Annotated in this window: 20 protein-coding genes; 10 read left to right on the plus strand and 10 right to left on the minus strand. The window is 68.4% G+C overall.

The annotated features are described in order from the left end of the window. Positions 1-2: 2 nt before the first annotated feature. The 3 genes from ACLJO0_RS01050 to ACLJO0_RS01060 are packed head-to-tail and all read right to left on the minus strand — an operon-like array spanning position 3 to position 2,058. Positions 3-1,004: an LLM class flavin-dependent oxidoreductase gene (locus ACLJO0_RS01050; protein ID WP_410576179.1), complete on the minus strand. Its 1,002-nt coding sequence runs from the start codon at positions 1,002-1,004 to the stop codon at positions 3-5. Next, the gene (locus ACLJO0_RS01055; RefSeq protein WP_125781595.1) at positions 977-1,132 is read right to left on the minus strand and encodes a hypothetical protein; all 156 of its coding nucleotides are present in this window, start codon (positions 1,130-1,132) and stop codon (positions 977-979) included. Before ACLJO0_RS01055 ends, ACLJO0_RS01050 begins: the two co-directional genes overlap by 28 nt. Beyond that, positions 1,132-2,058 carry a class E sortase gene (locus ACLJO0_RS01060; protein WP_410576934.1) on the minus strand — a complete coding sequence of 309 codons (927 nt, stop codon included), beginning with the start codon at positions 2,056-2,058 and terminating at the stop codon, positions 1,132-1,134. The genes ACLJO0_RS01055 and ACLJO0_RS01060 overlap by 1 nt, the downstream gene beginning before the upstream one ends. A 390-nt stretch (positions 2,059-2,448) precedes the next feature. Here ACLJO0_RS01060 and crgA point away from each other — a divergent pair, with 390 nt between their 5' ends. Then, complete coding sequence (gene crgA / locus ACLJO0_RS01065) at positions 2,449-2,715, plus strand: cell division protein CrgA (protein WP_101613637.1); 267 nt, start codon at positions 2,449-2,451, stop codon at positions 2,713-2,715. Between the two features lie 112 nt (positions 2,716-2,827). Next, positions 2,828-3,211, plus strand: coding sequence for a PH domain-containing protein (locus ACLJO0_RS01070; protein ID WP_410576935.1), 384 nt, complete (start codon positions 2,828-2,830; stop codon positions 3,209-3,211). Here ACLJO0_RS01070 and ACLJO0_RS01075 read toward each other — a convergent pair. The 3 genes from ACLJO0_RS01075 to ACLJO0_RS01085 form a co-directional block, all read right to left on the minus strand. Then, entirely contained in the window at positions 3,196-3,684 is a 489-nt protein-coding gene (locus tag ACLJO0_RS01075) for a hypothetical protein (protein WP_410576180.1), read from the minus strand. The genes ACLJO0_RS01070 and ACLJO0_RS01075 overlap by 16 nt on opposite strands. A gap of 100 nt (positions 3,685-3,784) precedes the next feature. Continuing rightward, positions 3,785-4,747 carry a rhomboid family intramembrane serine protease gene (locus ACLJO0_RS01080; RefSeq protein WP_410576181.1) on the minus strand — a complete coding sequence of 321 codons (963 nt, stop codon included), beginning with the start codon at positions 4,745-4,747 and terminating at the stop codon, positions 3,785-3,787. Between the two features lie 54 nt (positions 4,748-4,801). Next, a complete protein-coding gene (locus tag ACLJO0_RS01085; protein ID WP_410576182.1) occupies positions 4,802-5,362 on the minus strand; it encodes a peptidylprolyl isomerase in 561 nt (186 codons plus the stop codon). Positions 5,363-5,451: 89 nt separating this feature from the next. On the opposite strand from ACLJO0_RS01085, the gene ACLJO0_RS01090 reads away from it, so the two are divergent. Further along, positions 5,452-6,165 carry a hypothetical protein gene (locus tag ACLJO0_RS01090; protein ID WP_410576183.1) on the plus strand — a complete coding sequence of 238 codons (714 nt, stop codon included), beginning with the start codon at positions 5,452-5,454 and terminating at the stop codon, positions 6,163-6,165. 273 nt (positions 6,166-6,438) lie between these two features. Here the strand turns inward: ACLJO0_RS01090 and ACLJO0_RS01095 are convergent, their stop codons facing one another. Beyond that, a complete protein-coding gene (locus tag ACLJO0_RS01095; RefSeq protein ID WP_410576184.1) occupies positions 6,439-6,891 on the minus strand; it encodes a DUF6918 family protein in 453 nt (150 codons plus the stop codon). Between the two features lie 166 nt (positions 6,892-7,057). Continuing rightward, a complete protein-coding gene (locus ACLJO0_RS01100) occupies positions 7,058-7,582 on the minus strand; it encodes a DUF2020 domain-containing protein (protein ID WP_410576185.1) in 525 nt (174 codons plus the stop codon). Between the two features lie 100 nt (positions 7,583-7,682). Here ACLJO0_RS01100 and ACLJO0_RS01105 point away from each other — a divergent pair, with 100 nt between their 5' ends. The 3 genes from ACLJO0_RS01105 to ACLJO0_RS01115 all read left to right on the plus strand — a co-directional run bounded on the left by ACLJO0_RS01105 (position 7,683) and on the right by ACLJO0_RS01115 (position 10,415). Continuing rightward, positions 7,683-8,402, plus strand: coding sequence for a hypothetical protein (locus ACLJO0_RS01105; protein WP_125781814.1), 720 nt, complete (start codon positions 7,683-7,685; stop codon positions 8,400-8,402). Continuing rightward, positions 8,402-9,043 carry a pyridoxal 5'-phosphate synthase gene (locus ACLJO0_RS01110; RefSeq protein WP_410576186.1) on the plus strand — a complete coding sequence of 214 codons (642 nt, stop codon included), beginning with the start codon at positions 8,402-8,404 and terminating at the stop codon, positions 9,041-9,043. Before ACLJO0_RS01105 ends, ACLJO0_RS01110 begins: the two co-directional genes overlap by 1 nt. 94 nt (positions 9,044-9,137) lie before the next feature. Further along, on the plus strand, positions 9,138-10,415 hold the full coding sequence (locus ACLJO0_RS01115; protein WP_410576187.1) for a M14 family metallopeptidase: 1,278 nt from the start codon (positions 9,138-9,140) through the stop codon (positions 10,413-10,415). Positions 10,416-10,421: 6 nt separating this feature from the next. Here the strand turns inward: ACLJO0_RS01115 and ACLJO0_RS01120 are convergent, their stop codons facing one another. After that, positions 10,422-11,606: a DNA glycosylase AlkZ-like family protein gene (locus ACLJO0_RS01120; RefSeq protein ID WP_410576188.1), complete on the minus strand. Its 1,185-nt coding sequence runs from the start codon at positions 11,604-11,606 to the stop codon at positions 10,422-10,424. A gap of 53 nt (positions 11,607-11,659) precedes the next feature. On the opposite strand from ACLJO0_RS01120, the gene ACLJO0_RS01125 reads away from it, so the two are divergent. From ACLJO0_RS01125 to ACLJO0_RS01140, 4 genes are read left to right on the plus strand one after another with little or no spacing between them, the layout of a single operon-like run. Further along, a complete protein-coding gene (locus ACLJO0_RS01125) occupies positions 11,660-12,511 on the plus strand; it encodes an ADP-ribosylglycohydrolase family protein (protein ID WP_410576936.1) in 852 nt (283 codons plus the stop codon). A 60-nt stretch (positions 12,512-12,571) separates the two neighbouring features. Continuing rightward, on the plus strand, positions 12,572-13,636 hold the full coding sequence (locus ACLJO0_RS01130; RefSeq protein ID WP_410576189.1) for a sensor histidine kinase: 1,065 nt from the start codon (positions 12,572-12,574) through the stop codon (positions 13,634-13,636). Continuing rightward, complete coding sequence (locus ACLJO0_RS01135; protein WP_410576190.1) at positions 13,627-14,298, plus strand: response regulator; 672 nt, start codon at positions 13,627-13,629, stop codon at positions 14,296-14,298. Before ACLJO0_RS01130 ends, ACLJO0_RS01135 begins: the two co-directional genes overlap by 10 nt. Before the next feature lie 59 nt (positions 14,299-14,357). After that, on the plus strand, positions 14,358-15,332 hold the full coding sequence (locus ACLJO0_RS01140; RefSeq protein ID WP_410576191.1) for an alpha/beta hydrolase: 975 nt from the start codon (positions 14,358-14,360) through the stop codon (positions 15,330-15,332). Positions 15,333-15,341: 9 nt separating this feature from the next. Here ACLJO0_RS01140 and ACLJO0_RS01145 read toward each other — a convergent pair whose 3' ends face one another. Then, on the minus strand, positions 15,342-15,845 hold the full coding sequence (locus ACLJO0_RS01145; RefSeq protein ID WP_410576192.1) for a YbaB/EbfC family nucleoid-associated protein: 504 nt from the start codon (positions 15,843-15,845) through the stop codon (positions 15,342-15,344). Positions 15,846-15,847: the final 2 nt, after the last annotated feature.

Raw genomic sequence — 15,847 nt, forward strand, 5'->3', positions numbered from 1 at the left:
GTTTAACGCAGCGCGGGCAGCACTTCGGCGCCGATCCGCGCGATGTTCTCGAGCGTTCCCTCCGGCGTACCGGACGCTTCCACCATCATGATCACGTGGGAGACCCCGGTACGCCGGATGCTCGTTCCCAGCCGGTCGACGCAGTACTCCACGCCGCCGATCGGGTGCATCTCGCACAGCTTGTCGGTGTAGGACACCGGATCCTTGTCCAGCCCGCGTTTGCCGTCGAGGTACACGTGCCCGGCGAAGCCCTCCTTCAGGGAACCCGGCAACGCGGACCGCACGACGTCCAGCGCGTCGTCCCCGACCTGGCACATCACCGTCGAGACGTGCTCGGCGGCGGAATCCCCGTACGCGGCAAGGGTTTCGATCTTGCCGTCGTCGTCGGCGTGCAGGCCGAGCAACATCGGCAGCCCGCGATCGGCGGCGAGCCGGACCGCGCGCGAGCCGGCGTCCCCGCAGGCCACGACCATGCGCGGAGCCCGCTCGGGCCGCGGCACCATCGGCACCTCACGGAACCTGAAGTGGTCGCCGCCCGCCGAGACGGTCTCCGACGTCATCGCCGCGAGCAGCAGGTCGAGGCTCTCTTCGAAGCCCGTTTCGTAGCGGGACTCGCCGGTGCCGAAGACCTCGAGGTCCTGCCAGGGCCCACCCCTGCCGACGCCGATCCGCAACCGTCCGCCGGAAACCGCGTCGAGCAGCGACCACTGTTCGGCGAGCGCCACCGGATGCGCGATCGACAGCACGCTCACCGCGGTGCCGACCGCGATCCGCTCGGTGCGGCCGAGGACGTGCGCGGCGAGGGTGATCGCGGACGGGCAGACGCCGTACGGCATGAAGTGGTGCTCGGCGAACCACACGTCGTCGAATCCGGCCCGCTCGGCGGCGATGGCGGCGTCGACCGACCGGCGGAGGACATCGGCGTCCTCCTGCCCGGGAAACCGCCCCGAGACGAGAAAAACGCCGAACCGCGCGGCTACTGGACGCTCACTTCGTTGAACCACAGGCGCGGCTCGAGCCAGGGGAAGACGACGAACATCAGCAGCGCCACGACCCCGAGAGCCAGTACGACCGCCGTCGCGAGCTTCACCGCGAAGGGGCCCGGCAGCTTGCGCCAGATCCAGCCGTACATCAGCGCGCCTCCGAGATCTTGGGCAGGAGTTCGGCGTAGGAGCCGACCTGGTTCTTCGGCACCTGCTGGGCCAGCACCGCGTGGATGATGAGCCGTTCCTTCGCCGAGAACTTCGGGTGACAGGTCGTCAGCGTGAGCAGCGAGACCTGCTCGGCCTTCGGCAGGATCTCCGGGTCCTTGTACGGCACCGGGTTCACCGTTTCGCCCTTGCTCGGGAACACGATGCGGCGGCCGTTGGTCTCGCCGTAGGCGCCGCCGTCCGGGGCGTTCGGGTCACGCAGCGTCCCGACGTTCTTGCACTTCGGGTCGGCGCCCTTGCCCGCGGCCCAGCCCTCGACCTCGTCCTTGTAGGGCAGCACCTTGTAGATGTAGAAGTCGGTCTGGGTCTCGATGATGATCTGCTCGCACGAGCTGAGGTTGTCCAGGTCGTTGAACGGCGCGCCCTTGCCGACCCGGTGGCCGGCGATGGCGAAGTTGCCCGGCTCGCCCGGCAGCGCCGTGCCCTTGTAGTGGCCGGGGCCGACTTCGAGCGCGGCCTCGGTGGTGCCTTCCTGGATGGTGAAGTTGAAGTCGGCGCCGAACACCGGGATGTGGATCCTGGCGAACGCCTTCCCGTCGACGAGGTCGGGGTGCAGCTGCCGGTCCTTCGACCAGTCGCCGTCCAGCTCCGAACTCGCCTCGGACTGCTTGCCCGCGGAGAACAGGTCGGTCACGTAGACCTCGTAGACCATGAACAGCAGCACCACGAGACCGGCGGTGATGAGCAGTTCGCCCACGGACCGGATGGCGACGCCGCCCTTGCCCAGCTCACGCGGCGGCGGACGTTCTTCGGTCGCGGTGCCACCGCCGACCGGTTCGAACATGACGGTCTCTTCGGTCGATCCCGGCGGCGGCGCGGGACGACGGCGCGGCGGCGGCCCGTCCATCCGGCGGCGCGGCGGCGGGCCTTCCGGCGGCCTCCGGCGCGGCGTGGGCGCCTCTCCAGGGGCGCGGCCCTCGTCCGGCCTACGCCGGGGGGCCTGGCCGCCTCCACCGGGGGGTCGTGGGGAGTACCGCCGTCGGTCCCCGCCCGGCTCTTCCCGCTCAGCCACGCAAGCTCCTCAGTCTCGAACCAAGCCGCAGTGTCGAACCAGCACGTGTCGAACCAGCACCGTGTCGAACCGTGTGTGACACCATTGTCACAGTGCGGGAAATCGACCGGTCCCGGACGGTGCCCAGCGGCGCTCGTTTACGTTAACGTGTGCACGTGGCGCTGGTTGCGCACCCGAAAGCGGGTCATCGCCACCAGGGAAGCCGAACAGTACGCGAGGAACACGATGCCGAAGTCCAAGGTCCGTAAGAAGACGGCGTACACCCCGCCGACCGACCGCCGCACGCCGGTGAAGGTCAAGGCCGCGGGCCCGTCGAACCTGTTCTACAAGATCGTGATGTTCGGTCTCATGCTGGTCGGCCTGATGTGGCTGGTCGTCAACTACATCGCGGGCGACAAGATCCCCTTCATGGCGGATCTGGGCAACACGAACTTCGCCATCGGCTTCGTGCTGATGATCGCCGGGCTGCTCATGACGATGCGGTGGCGGTGAGCATTACCCCGGATGGCGGCTTGACGCCGAATTACACCGGTGTGACTCATCCCCAGTGTGGATAACCCCTGTGGATAACTACCCCACCTCGTGGGCGCCGCAGCGGAACGTTGTGGTAGCGGCCTGGGCGATCACCCTGTCGTTGCTGGCAGGCGCGCTGTGGCTGGCCGTCGGCGGCGACCTCGGCGGCACCGTGCTGACGGGGATGGCCATGCTCTCCACGGGCGCGCTCGCACTCCACGGCACCTTGATCCGTCCCCGGCTGGCGGCCGGTCCCGGCGGAATCCTGGCCAGGACAGTCGGCGGCGCGCACCGCTACTCCTGGACCGAAGCCCGGCTCCGGCTGCGCACGACGCGACGGCTCGGCCGGGACAGCGTGACCCTCGAGGTCGAATCCGGCGAACACCTGCTGGTGTTCGGCCGGATCGACCTCGGTGAGGACCCCAGGGACGTCCTGGACGTCCTCACCGCACTCAAGGGTCAGGCGTTGTCGTAGTAGTGGACGTCGCCGTTCGGGCCGTGTGACCAGCCCGGAACGGCCGGTCCCACCGCGGGCGGCGCGTACTCCCCGAAGATCTCGTACGGCGAGGCCGGCGAGCAGATCGGGTTGATCTTGACGACGCAGGTCCGCAGCGAACCGCTGAACTTCGCCTTGACGTGCCGCGGCCGCTGGTCTTCCACCACGGCCGGACCGGCGGTGATCTCCCAGCCGCTGGCCGCACCCGGCCCGGTGGTGCCGACGGTCTGCGTCGCCACCGCCGAAGTCACGCCCGGATCCCCGAAGCAGATTTTCAACGCAGAATCGACGTAAGCGACACGCAGCGTGATCGTGCTGCCCGAGCCGAGGAAATAGCGTTTGGTATAGGTCTGACAGGTTTCAGCGGCCTGGTCGGCCTGCGCGACCGACGGTGCGAGTGCCGAAGCCATCACGGCGACGGCGGCGAGAGCCGCGGCTTTCCGGATCTTCATCTCAACCCCCAAGTTGATGTCGATGATCAACTCGAAGGTACCCAACCTGGTTGCTTCTCCACCGGGTATTCGCATAACCCACTCGGTGGAAGCGCGCCTACTACCGGTAACAGAGGTACGCGGTCTGGCCCTGGAACGAGGTGAGCTGGCAGTACGCGGCGGACACCGTCTGCACGTCCTTCCAGACGATGAGCCCGACCATCGCCACCACGACGATCGCCATGCCGCCGATCTGCCAGCCGAGCCGGTTCTTCTCCGGGGCGTACAGCAGGGCGAACGTCGCCAGCAGACCGGCGGCGAAACCACCCGCGTGGGCGAGGACCGAGATACCCGGCACCTGGAAGGTGATGAAGATGTTCAGCCCGAGGATGACCAGCAGCCAGGTCGGGTTGAGCCTGAGCTTGATGACGATGACCGTGTACGCGCCGATGAGCCCGAAGATGGCGCCGGAGGCACCGACCACCGGGACGGCGTCGAGGTCCGTGAAGACCAGGTTCGCGGCCGAGCCGCCGAGCATCGACACGAAGTAGAGCGCGGTGAACGGCACGCGCCCGAGCGCGGTCTCCAGCGGGCGGCCCACGAACCACAGCGAGAAGGCGTTGCTCGCGATGTGCAGCAGGCCGTACTGCAGGAAGCCCGAGGTGAAGACGCGCCACCACTCGTTGTTCGCGAGCGTCGGCGGGTTCGCCAGCTCACCGAGCTGGAAGAGCGAGGAGAAGTTGTTGTCCGAGATGCTGCCGGACTGGGCGACGGTGATGAAGAAGATGATGACGTTGAGCGCCAGGAGCACCGGCGTGACGACAGCCGTGCGGACCGGCTGGGCGCCGGCGAGGGTGGTCGCGCCGTAGCCCGCGTCGCGGTACTGCTTCTGCTGGACGCGGTCCTGCTGGCGGCCTGCCTGGATGCAGTCCGTGCAGTGGAAGCCGACGGCGGCTTCGCGCAGGCAATCCGGGCAGGCCGGACGCTCGCAGCGTGAACAGCTCAGCCCGGTCGGCCGGTTCGGATGCCACCAGCAGCCGGGCATGGCGGCCTGCTGGTACTGGGGATTCGGTGGTTGGCTCACGATGCCACCAACCTACCGAAATCCCCCGTATCAGGCCGTGTGATCAGCGTTGTGTCAGCCTTCGCGGCTGATGCTGACCTTCTCGATGACGATGTCCTGCAGCGGACGGTCTGCGGGACCGGTCGCCGTGCTGCCGATCGCGTCGACGACGTCGCGGGAAGCCTGGTCCGCGACCTCGCCGAAGATGGTGTGCTTGAAGTTCAGGTGCGTCGTCGGCGAGACGGTGATGAAGAACTGCGAACCGTTGGTGCCGGGTCCGGCGTTGGCCATGGCCAGCAGGTACGGCTTGGAGAACTGGAGCTCCGGGTGGAACTCGTCGCCGAACTTGTAGCCGGGGCCGCCGCGGCCGGTGCCGGTCGGGTCGCCGCCCTGGAGCATGAAGCCGTCGATGACGCGGTGGAAGATCGACCCGTCGTAGAACGGGCCCGAGTTCGTGCCCTGCGCGTTGGGCTGGGTGTACTCCTTGCTGCCCTCGGCGAGCCCGACGAAGTTCGCGACCGTTTTAGGCGCGTGGTCGGGGAACAGGTTCAGGTTGATGTCACCCTGGTTGGTGTGCAGAGTGGCCTTCAGCGCGCCACCAATGAGGGATCCCTTGCTTTCAGTCACGAGCTTCATCGTGCCATCTGCGGCAAGATCTGGGGAAAAGGGGCACGATAGGTTACAAGCAACGAAGCAGAATCAAAACGATTGATGAGGTGAAGGCCATGACCCGGGCCGCAGATTCGGTGAGCGAGTCGGCGAAGGCCGGCGCGCTCGGCCTGCGCAAACGTGCCGTCGAGGCGGGTAAGGAAGCCACCGCCCACGCCGTAGAGGTAGCCGAGCAGAAGCTCTCCGAGAGCGCCGGTGAGATCGCTAAGACCAGCCGTCGCGCGCGCAAGAAGCTCGCGAAGAAGACGGAACTGACCCGCAAGGAGCTCAAGCGGAGCTCGAAGGCGGCTCGCAAGGAGGCGCTGGCCAGGATTTCCGAGATGCGGAAGCCGGGCCGCAAGGCACGCAAGGCCGCCATCCAGGCCGCGAAGTCCGCCGGTGAGTCCAAGCGCCGGGGAAAGAAGGACTTCAAGGCGGCGAAGAAGGACTTCAGGGCCGCGCTCGTCGAGGCGAAGTCCGCCGCCAAGGGGACGCGCAAGCGTCGCCGCTGGCCGTGGGTGATCGGTATCGCGGTCGTCGGTGCCGGTGCCGCCTACGCCCTGCGTTCCAAGCAGGAGCCGCCGGTCGCGCCCGCGCCGCCGAAGGCTCCGCCTGCCCCGCCCGCGAAGCCGGCTGCTCCGGCCGCGGCTGCTCCGAAGCCTCCCGCTCCGCCCGCGGCGAAGCCTGCCGCTTCCGGTCCGGCTCCGGTGAAGCCCGCGGCTCCGAAGCCCGGCACCCCTAAGAACGGGCACCAGGCTCCGAGCACCAGCTCCGCCGACAAGAAGAACTGACGCCTAACACCCGTCACGAAAGGGCCGTCTGGTGACCCCCAAGGTCACTGGACGGCCCTCTCATGTCTTGGTGCCAAAGATCAACGCGCCCAACAAGGTGACCGGCGGACTGTCTCGCCGGGAGCGCGCCAGCGCGACGGCGAGACTTCACCAGTCGCGCGCCCTCTTTCGGGCCGAAGGCCCACGTAAACGCGATGAAGGGGCGCCCTCCACTCCCAACAGAACGTTGAAAGCGAACGGGCGCCCCTTCGGCGCGTTTACGTCAGCGCGCGATTAAACAAGCGCCGCGTGCTTGTCGATCAGCTGGCCGAGGCGGGGAAGGGCCTCCTCGACGTTCTTCTTGCCGTTCGGGCGCAGCTTGCCGTAGACCTTCTTGATGCTGTCGCGGCTGCTCTTGTCGGCGCGCGCGTCGGTGACCGACAGGAGCGCGTCGGCGGCCTCGTCGCCGCGGCCTGCCAGGTAGGCACCGAAGTCGTTGCCACCCTTGGCCTTGTAGTCGCCGTAGAACGGCTCGAGGGCGACGGTGAAGTCGTCGAGCAGGGCGTCGACGGCGGAGGGGATGATGCCCGGCTTGATCTTCTTGACGGCCGCGAAGCCGGTCTTCACGACGGCACCCGAAACGCCGCCCTTGTCCGAAACCTCGGCGTCGACGAGACCTTCGAAGTCGCTCACGACAGCCGGGCGACGGCTGGAGTCGAGCAAGATTTCCTTGAGGGTGTCAGCCACGAAACCTGTCCTTTTGTCTTATGGGGAGAAGTGATCTTTGTGCCGCCGAGCCACACCGCAAGGCGGCCTCCGCCGGATCCGGCGTTGCGCTGGTCCCGCGAACCGTCGCGCGTGCGGCACAGGGTAGTACAAGATCAACTTCACTCTGACGTGTGGATACCACTACCTAGAGCTGCAGCTCACCGATAGCCTCCTTCGCCACCGTACGTGCCTTGATGCTCTGCTTCTGGTTGGTGGTCACGACTACCGCGTTCCCGGCCTTCGAAACGGCGTAAACGGCGCCTTCTCCGGTCGGTTGGTAGCCGCCCTTCCAGCCCGCCGGTTCGTCGGCGGGGTTGGAGGTGTCGATGGGTGCCGCCTGATCGACGAGTGCCTTGGCCACCGCGGGTTCTCCGACGTACACGCGCACCGTGAGCTGCAGTTTCCCGCTGAGCGCGTAGAAGAAACAGGTCGGATGCGGCTGATCCGCCGAGGTTTTGACCTTGGAGACCTTCTGCCCGTTGGCGTCCGAGACGAACTCGGTGCCCAGGTACGGGCAGGGGCCTTTGCCGGTGGGTTCCGGGGCGGGCGGGATGCTGGGCGCCGCGGTGGCCGAGGGCGACGGCGAGCTCGCCGCGGTCGGCGGCTGTTCCGTCGGTCCGCAGGCCGCCAGGAGCGGCACGGCGAGCGGCAAGATCAGAAGACGTCGCATAGTGGCGTCCAGTGAAGCAGATCGGATCGCCGCGCCGGTGCGACCATCCGCCCTGTTCGTGCGACGATGGCGCCGCGTGAGGAATCTTCGGGAGGCATCGGTGCTCACCAAGGAGCAGTACCTGGGTGCGGTGGCAGAGCGTATCCAGCGCAGCGGGGGCAGGCTGAACACCGTCCAGATCGGTCCGAGCACGGCTGTCGTCGGCCTGTTCACCGAATCCGTGATGATGTCGACGATGAACTACTGCGTGGTCGCCGCGGCGATCCCGGAGGTGACCGCGCCCGCGTTGTACGACTTCACCGGGCTGGCGACGCAGCACGCGCGCGCGAACGTGATGGGCACGGTCGGCTGGACGGCCGCTTCGGTGGTGATCGCCGGGCTGATCGGTGACCGCGTGTATCCGGACGCCGCGCAGGCCGCGTCGGCGAAGTCCGGTAACCAGTTCGGTGGCGAGACGCGCATGGTGGCCGTCGATGTTTCGGCGGCGCAGATGTACGCGTTCGTCGGCGGGAAGTTGTGGGGTGCGGCGGTCCAGGGTTCGGTGAACGCGAAGCTGACGTTCTGTTTCCCGCAGCCCGGCGAGGTTTATCAGCAGGTGCAGTGGGCGCAGTCGCAGGGCCAGCAGCCGCCGATGCCGCCGGGTCCGCCGATGCCGCCGCCGGGCCAGCAGCCGCCACCCGGCTGGCAGCCTCAGCAGCCTCCGCCGCCGCAGTATCCGGTCGGGCCGCCGCCCGCGCAGGGTCCGCCGCCTGGCCAGCATCCGCCGCACTATCCGCCGCCCGCGCCTGGTTATCCGCCGCAGCGTCCGCCGGGGTACTGATGAACCGCACGTTGCGCGGCTGGCCGTCGTTCCCCGAAGAACTGCCGGAGTTCGACATCGAGGCCACACCGGCGACCCCGCGCGAGCTTTTCCTGGAATGGCTCGACGAAGCGGGAGAGCACGTCCTGGCGCCCCACGCCGTCACTCTGTCCACAGTGGACGCCGATGGCGTGCCGGACGCGCGGGTCGTGATCCTCAAGGACGTCGACGGGGACACCTGGGCGGTCGCGACGAGTTCCGAAAGCCCGAAAGGTGTTCAGCTGGCGAAGAATCCGTTCGCCGCGCTGACCTTCTTCTGGCCGGGGCGAGGCCGTCAGGTCCGCCTGCGCGGTCCGGTCTCGCTCGCCGATCCCGGGGTGTCCGCGGCCGATTTCACCGCCCGGCCGCCGGCGTCCCGGGTGGAGGCGTTCATCGGCAGGCAGTCACAGGTACTCGAGGATCCGGCCGATCTCGACCGCGCGGCCGCGGAAGCGGAGCGGTGGGTCGAGGAGAATCCCGGCGTGGCACCGGAAACCTGGACCCGCTATCTGGTGACGCCGTCCGAAGTGGAGTTCTGGCAGGCGAGCCACGACCGGCGTCACCGGCGGCTGCGCTACCGCAGCGAGAACGGGACCTGGCATAAAGAACGTCTCTGGCCGTAAACGGTAACTGGGAACGACGATCGTCGGGTTGTCGTGAATGATTCACTTCGGCGACGGTGAACGCCACCTTGTCCCCAGATCGTTCGGAGGCGAAATGTCCACACGCCGTCGCATCGGGGGCGCCTTGGCCGCCACAGGGCTCGCCCTGCTGGCCGTCACGACGCCCGTCGCGAGCGCCCAGACCGGCGACCCGGCGAGAGGGCTGTACTCGGTGGAGGGCGCGTCCACCCCCGGCAAACGCACCGAGGTCGCCCGCACCGGTGTCGACGTCGCGGGCTCGCGCGGCGGCGCGCTGACCGTCGTCGCCACGCCCGGCCAGGCCGCGAGCCTGCGCGCGAACGGCTTCGGCCTGAAGCCGCTCGGCGACTTCGACAGCATGCTGAAACAACGGAGCGGCCGGGCGGGCACCGCGGCCGTCGCGGGCGACTTCCCGCCGGGCGACGAGGCGTACCACACCTACGCCGAAACGACCGCGGAGCTGCAGAAGGCCGCGAAGGACCACGGAGACATCGCAACGCTGTCCAGCGTCGGCAAGTCCTACGAGGGCCGCGAGCTGAACCTGCTGAAGATCAGCGACAACGCGGGCACGGACGAGAACGAGCCCGAAGTGCTGTTCACCTGCAACCAGCACGCGCGCGAACACCTCACCACCGAGATGTGCCTACGGATCGTGCAGCGGTTCACCAGCGGCTACGCGTCCGACCCCGCCATCAAGAAGATGGTGGACGAGCACGAGATCTACGTGATCCCGAACGTCAACCCGGACGGCTCCGAATACGACATCACCGGCGGCGAGTACCAGGGCTGGCGCAAGACGCGCAAACCCGTGCCGGGCAGCAGCGCGGTCGGCACCGACCCGAACCGCAACTGGGACTACAAGTGGAACTGCTGCGGCGGGTCGAGCAACAGCCCGTCCGCCGAGGACTACCACGGTCCGTCGGCGTTCTCCGAGCCGGAGACCAAGGCCGTCGCGGAGTTCATGAACTCCCGCGTGGTCGGTGGCGCGCAGCAGATCAAGACGCACATCGACTTCCACACCTTCTCGGAGCTGGTGCTCTGGCCGTACGGCTACACCAAGGCCGACACCGACACGGGCCTGACCGAGGAAGAAGCGAAGCGCTTCGCCGATGTCGGCAAGAAGATGGCCGCCACCAACGGTTACACGCCGGAGCAGTCCAGCGATCTGTACGTCACCGACGGCGACGTCAACGACTGGGCGTGGGGCAAGCACAAGATCCTCAGCTACACCTTCGAGATGTACCCGAAGGACGGCGGGATCGACGGCTTCTACCCGCCCGCTTCGGTGATCCCGGAGCAGACGGCCCGCAACGACAAGGCCGTCGACATCCTGATCGCCGAGGCGGGAGCCTGACCCCGCTCAGTTCCTGAGACCGGCCACTCGCGACGCCCGGCTCTTCGGCGAATCCAAGCTGAAGCTCCGGGCGTCGCCCAGTCGGTCACGGACGAACTCTTCGGTCTCCGCGATCGTCTGGCGCAGCGCGGCGTCCTCGTCGCCGAAGAACCGGTGGACGATCTTGTTCGTCTCGGTGTCGAACTCCCACAAACCGGCGATACGACCTCGGTCGACGATGACGTGACTGGGCGGATCCGCCTGTCCGCCCAGCGTCTCCCCCGCGCGACCACCGGGCACCGGACGTCCGGCGTCGGCGTCGTCGAGCAGCCGCGACATCTCACGGTGCAGCAGATGAATGCCGTCGATGCCGGCGAGCAGCGCGTACGACGGCTCGGATGGCACGGTGAACGCGGCGAACTCGTCCGCGATCTCCTTGGGTATCAAGAGGTCGGTGCCGTCGAGCGACACGAGTTCGAGCTGTTCCGCGATCTTCTTCGCACTGGCCGCGGTGAAACCGGAGAACCAGCGGAAATGCTTGAGTGACGCCGGGGCCGCCCACGAGAAGTACCGCCGGGCGAGTTCGGTCCGCGCTGTGTCCATATCGGACAGTCCGCCGCGCGGGGACGGCGTCCAGCGGACGTAGCCGTAGCGCTGCTGGTCCAGCCGTCCGTTGACGGGCACCCGTCGGATGTCGCCGCGGGCCTGGAGCATGCCGAGCGCGAGTGGCAAGGTCGTGGTGGTGCCGCGTTTGCGGCCGGCTTCCCCGAGGTTGCGCACCGCCGATCCGGCCGCTTCCTTGATCGCGGCCGGGGCGAGCGGTTCGGCGGACACGTCGAGCAGATCGGCGACGGTGACGCACAACTGCTCGATCTCGGCCTGCGTGACGCCGAGGTACTTCTCCGCGGCCGCGAGCTCACCGGCGGGCGCCCCGGCGCCGACGGTCAGCCCGAGTTCGAAATCCACCGACGGCAGGACGTAGGCGCAGCCCCGCGCCGACGGCAGTTCGTGGATGGCGAGCCGGGCGACGTCCGCGTCGACCGTCTCACGATCGAGACGGGCCCTGGCGAACAGCCCGAGATAGGGCGCCGAACCGCCGACCGAACGCATCCAGCCGGTCCGCTCCAGCACCTCGGCCGACGACGCCCCGCGCAGCGAGCCGTCGAGACCTTGCCGATGTGCCCACCACGCGCGCAGCTTGTCGGTCGCCATGACTCCACGGTATGGGTATCAGGCCGCAGCCCGCAGCCTGGCACGATTACCGGATGCTGGTCGAACTGGCCATCGGCGACGCGTACGGAGGCTCCTTCGAGCACGCGTACCCGAGCTTCGTGGCCGAGCACAACACGCTGGCCGGTTACGTGCCGCATCCCGGCCAACTCGGGGTCCCCGCGGGCCGCTACACCGACGACACGCAGATGACGATCGCGATCGCCGAAGTGCTCGTGTCGGGACAGCGATGGACGCCGCTGCTGCTCGCCGAGCAGTTCGTGCGGGCGTATCACCGCGATCCGCACGACGGCTACGCGCCGCGTTTCCATCAGCTACTCAGCGAGGTCCAGGACGGCGAAGAGCTGCTGCGACGGCTCCGGCCGCAAAGCGACAAGAGCGGTGCGGCCATGCGTGCCGGGCCGATCGGGCTCCTGCCGACCGTCGACGACGTCCTCTACCACGCGAAACTGCAGGCCAGGATCACCCACGACACCCCGGCCGGGATCGCCGCGGCGCAGGCCGCCGCGCTGGCCGTGCACTACTGCCACCATCGGGTGGGTCCGCTTTCCGAGGTCGCGAGGTGGATCGACGGGATCCTTCCGGAAGACGTCGGGCACGGCGGCTGGGCGCGACCGTGGTCGGGCAAGGTCGGGCCGCAGGGCTGGATGAGCGTCCGTGCCGCGCTGACCGTGCTCGCGACAGGCCGGAGCCTGAGCGAAATGCTCCAGCGCTCGGTCGCGTTCACCGGCGACGTCGACACCGTCGCGACGATCGCGCTGGCCGCCGCGTCGTGTTCGCCCGAAGTGGCGCGGGATCTGCCGCCGGTGCTGTGGCGTGACCTGGAGAACGGCGAGTACGGCCGCGACCATCTGGCAAGGCTCGACGAACGGTTGCTGCACATCTGACGTAGGCGGGATCCACGGAACGCGGACGTGCCCCTGGCCCGATTTCGGCAGACTGGGCCGGTGAAGTGGCTGTTCAGAAGCGGAGTCGTCGTCGCTTGGCTCGCGGTGAGCGCGTTACTCGTCGTCGGCACCGCGAACCTCGAGCCGGATCACGGAGAACGCCCGGTCGACGCGTTCGGGTTCGCCGTCGTCGCGCTCGCTTGTCTCGCACTCGTCGTCGCCTGGCGGCTGCCGGCGGCGGCGGCGGGCACGGAAGCGTTTGCGCTCCTGCTCTACCTGGGGTTCGGCTATCCCGACGGTCCGGTGTTGTTCGCCGGTCTCGTGCCGCTGTTCGCGCTCGGAACCCTTCGCCCGCGACGGCTCGCGTACGCCTTCGCGGGCGGTATGGCGGCGGTTGTCGTCGGCGCGAACGTGGCCACCGGTGGGGCGGGCGTCATCGATCTGGTCTTCGTCGGCTGGGCAGGCGTAGCGGTCTTCGCGGCCGACGCGCTTCGAGGACGTCGTGAGCGGACCGCGGCCGCCGAGCGGGCGGAACGCGATCGCGTTCTCGGCGAGCGGCTGGCCATCGCGCGGGATCTGCACGACAGCGTCGGCCACGCGATGGCGGTCATCAACGTCCAATCGGGCATGGCCGCGCACGTGCTCGACGATCACCCGGAAGTGGCGAAGGAAGCGCTCGAAGTCGTCCGCACGGTCAGCGGCACGATCCTGGACGAACTGAACGCGATGGTGCGGCTGCTGCGTGACGACTCCACCCCGCTCCGGCCGGCACCGGGGGTAGCGGACATTCCCGCGTTGGTCGCTTCGGCGAACCAGGCGGGCCTGGCGGTCACGCTGGACCTCGACGCTCCCAGGATCGGGCAGCCGGTCGGCGGCGCGGTGTACCGGATCGTCCAGGAATCGCTCACGAACGCCGCGAAACACGGCACGTCGGCCGCCGAGGTGACGGTGCGAGCCGACCGGAGCGGCCTGCGGCTCGACGTGGTCAACGACGTCCGCACGCCAGGGCCGGACGTCCCCGGTGCCGGCATCAGGGGAATGGGTGAACGTGCCAGGGCGACCGGCGGCACACTGACCGCAGGCCGTGAGGACGGGAGGTTCCGGGTGAGCGCGCGATGGCCGTGATCAGGGTGGTGCTCGCCGACGACCAGCTTTTGGTGCGGTCCGGGTTCGCGGCGTTGCTCCGGGTGGAAGCCGGAATCACCGTGGTGGGTGAAGCGGACGACGGCGAGACGGCGGTGGCCGTCGTCGCGGAAACCGTGCCCGACGTGGTGCTGATGGATATCCGGATGCCGGGGATGGACGGCCTGGAAGCCACCCGCCGGATCATGGCGGACGAACGGCTTTCCGGCGTCCGTGTCCTCATGCTGACGACGTTCGACCTCGACGAATACGTCTTCGACGCGCTACGCGCCGGAGCGAGCGGTTTCCTGCTCAAACACACCAGGCCCGTCGACCTGGTCCAAGCGGTCCGCGTCGTGGCGGCGGGAGACGCGCTCCTTTCCCCGAGTGTGACCAAGCGGCTGATCGCGGAATTCACCGCGCGTCCGTCGAGGCCGATGCCCCGTCTCGGCGGCTCCGCGTTCACCGAACGGGAGCACGAGGTGGTCCTTCGCGTCGCGCAAGGAATGTCGAACGAGGAGATCGCCGCCGAGTTCGTCATCAGCGCGGCGACCGTACGGACCCACGTCAGCCGGGCGATGACCAAGGTCCATGCCCGCGACCGGGCGCAGCTCGTGGTGTTCGCGTACCAGACCGGCCTCGTCCGCGCTGAACATCAGGCGTAGCCCGCGATCTCCACACTCGACGGACGACGCGACCCGGCCGCGGCTCCGACGCTGGAGCCATGACCTTCACCGCAAGAGCGGCCGTTCTCGCCGCGCTGCTCACTCTTTTCGGGACGACGACAGCGGTCGCCACCGAACGACCATCGACGGCCAGGTGCCAGGAACACCGCTTCCAGGTCCGGGTCGGCACCGAAGACCACACGATCGCGGGCGACCTCTGTGTCCGCGGGAAACTCACCTCACGCACTCCGGTCCAGGTCCTGCTGCACGGCGGGACCTACGACCGCTCCTACTGGGACTGGCCGTACCAGCCGCGTCGATACTCCTATGTGGACAGTGCGACGCGAGTGGGCTTCGCGACGCTCAACATCGACAGGCTCGGGTACGGCCGCAGCAGCCGCCCGAATCCGGAGACCCTGGACTTCGCCGCCGGCGGAGAGGCCGTTCATCAGGTCGTCCAGCGGTTACGGCGGGGCGCGGCAGGACCTCGCTTCCGGACCATCGTCCTCAACGGACACTCGATGGGCGGCCTCGTCGCCGAGCGGGCGGCGGCGCGGGGCGGGATCGACGCCGTGATCGTCAGCGGGATCCCCCGCGATCGGCCCGGCGAGCGATCCGCATCCTCGGCTTCACCGTTCTACCCGGCGGAACAGGACCCGAAGTTCGCCGGAAAGCCTTGGGCTCCCGGCTACCTCACGACCCGGCCCGGCACACGCGCCGAAACCTTCCACCACGAAGGGGCCTACGACCCGGCGATCATCCCGGTGGAAGAGGCGCTGAAGGACACGCTCGCCTCCGCCGAGCTCCGCGCTGTCGGCCCCGGCTCGATGCGCACCCGATCCGCGAAGACACCGACGGCGTACGTGCTGGGCGAGCACGACACCCTGATCTGCGGAACAAGTGCCTGCACGAGCCAAGACGCCGACCACGTCGTGCGCGGCAGTGGTCATTCCCTCAACACCGGCCTGGCCGCACAGGGTTTCTACCGATGGACGTTCGCCTGGCTGGCACGTCAGGGAATTCACGGCCGGTAGAACACCGGGTCACCAGGAAGGCCGGTACCGCAGGCCTTGCTCGTAGTACTGGTCGTCGGATTCCGCCGGTTCGTCCTGTGCGGACGCGGTCGGTTCTTCCGAACGGTCCTTGAGCACCACGTTCTCGGTGACCGCCGGGGTCCGGCGCGAGACCGGGGAACCCGGCGTGACGGTTTCCCCGGTCTGCTGGAACGAAGGGGTGAACCCGACCCGCCAGCGGAGCCTGTCCGTGATGTATCCGGCGTTGCCGATGGGCGCCATCAGCTTCGCGCTGCGCTTCGCGGATTCTTGCTGCGCTTCTTGATACGTCCGCATGACGGCGTCCGCGATCTCGGCGGGCGACATCCGCGACACGGCTTCGGTCACCCTGAGCCGGGTCATCACGCCGTCGGTGTTGACCGAAACGGAAACGGCACCGTCCGGTGAGGACGCGTCCACCGACAGGGCGGCCAGTGCCTCGAGCATCGCTTGCCGGTCGTTGGCCGGTTTCTTGGGCGCCGGTTTTTCGGCCACGC

The organism is Amycolatopsis sp. lyj-108 (genome assembly GCF_046549005.1).
In the GTDB taxonomy this organism is placed as follows: domain Bacteria; phylum Actinomycetota; class Actinomycetes; order Mycobacteriales; family Pseudonocardiaceae; genus Amycolatopsis.

Bases quoted from the DNA above. Each gene is read 5' to 3' on its own strand.
- ACLJO0_RS01125 (WP_410576936.1), top strand. From the start codon at position 11,660: ATGCTGGTCGAACTGGCCATCGGCGACGCGTACGGAGGCTCCTTCGAG.
- ACLJO0_RS01090 (WP_410576183.1), top strand. From the start codon at position 5,452: ATGACCCGGGCCGCAGATTCGGTGAGCGAGTCGGCGAAGGCCGGCGCG.
- ACLJO0_RS01100 (WP_410576185.1), bottom strand. From the start codon at position 7,582: ATGCGACGTCTTCTGATCTTGCCGCTCGCCGTGCCGCTCCTGGCGGCC.
- ACLJO0_RS01120 (WP_410576188.1), bottom strand. From the start codon at position 11,606: ATGGCGACCGACAAGCTGCGCGCGTGGTGGGCACATCGGCAAGGTCTC.
- ACLJO0_RS01135 (WP_410576190.1), top strand. From the start codon at position 13,627: ATGGCCGTGATCAGGGTGGTGCTCGCCGACGACCAGCTTTTGGTGCGG.
- ACLJO0_RS01110 (WP_410576186.1), top strand. From the start codon at position 8,402: ATGAACCGCACGTTGCGCGGCTGGCCGTCGTTCCCCGAAGAACTGCCG.
- ACLJO0_RS01055 (WP_125781595.1), bottom strand. From the start codon at position 1,132: ATGTACGGCTGGATCTGGCGCAAGCTGCCGGGCCCCTTCGCGGTGAAG.
- ACLJO0_RS01060 (WP_410576934.1), bottom strand. From the start codon at position 2,058: ATGGACGGGCCGCCGCCGCGCCGTCGTCCCGCGCCGCCGCCGGGATCG.
- ACLJO0_RS01140 (WP_410576191.1), top strand. From the start codon at position 14,358: ATGACCTTCACCGCAAGAGCGGCCGTTCTCGCCGCGCTGCTCACTCTT.
- ACLJO0_RS01115 (WP_410576187.1), top strand. From the start codon at position 9,138: ATGTCCACACGCCGTCGCATCGGGGGCGCCTTGGCCGCCACAGGGCTC.
- crgA (WP_101613637.1), top strand. From the start codon at position 2,449: ATGCCGAAGTCCAAGGTCCGTAAGAAGACGGCGTACACCCCGCCGACC.
- ACLJO0_RS01085 (WP_410576182.1), bottom strand. From the start codon at position 5,362: ATGAAGCTCGTGACTGAAAGCAAGGGATCCCTCATTGGTGGCGCGCTG.
- ACLJO0_RS01075 (WP_410576180.1), bottom strand. From the start codon at position 3,684: ATGAAGATCCGGAAAGCCGCGGCTCTCGCCGCCGTCGCCGTGATGGCT.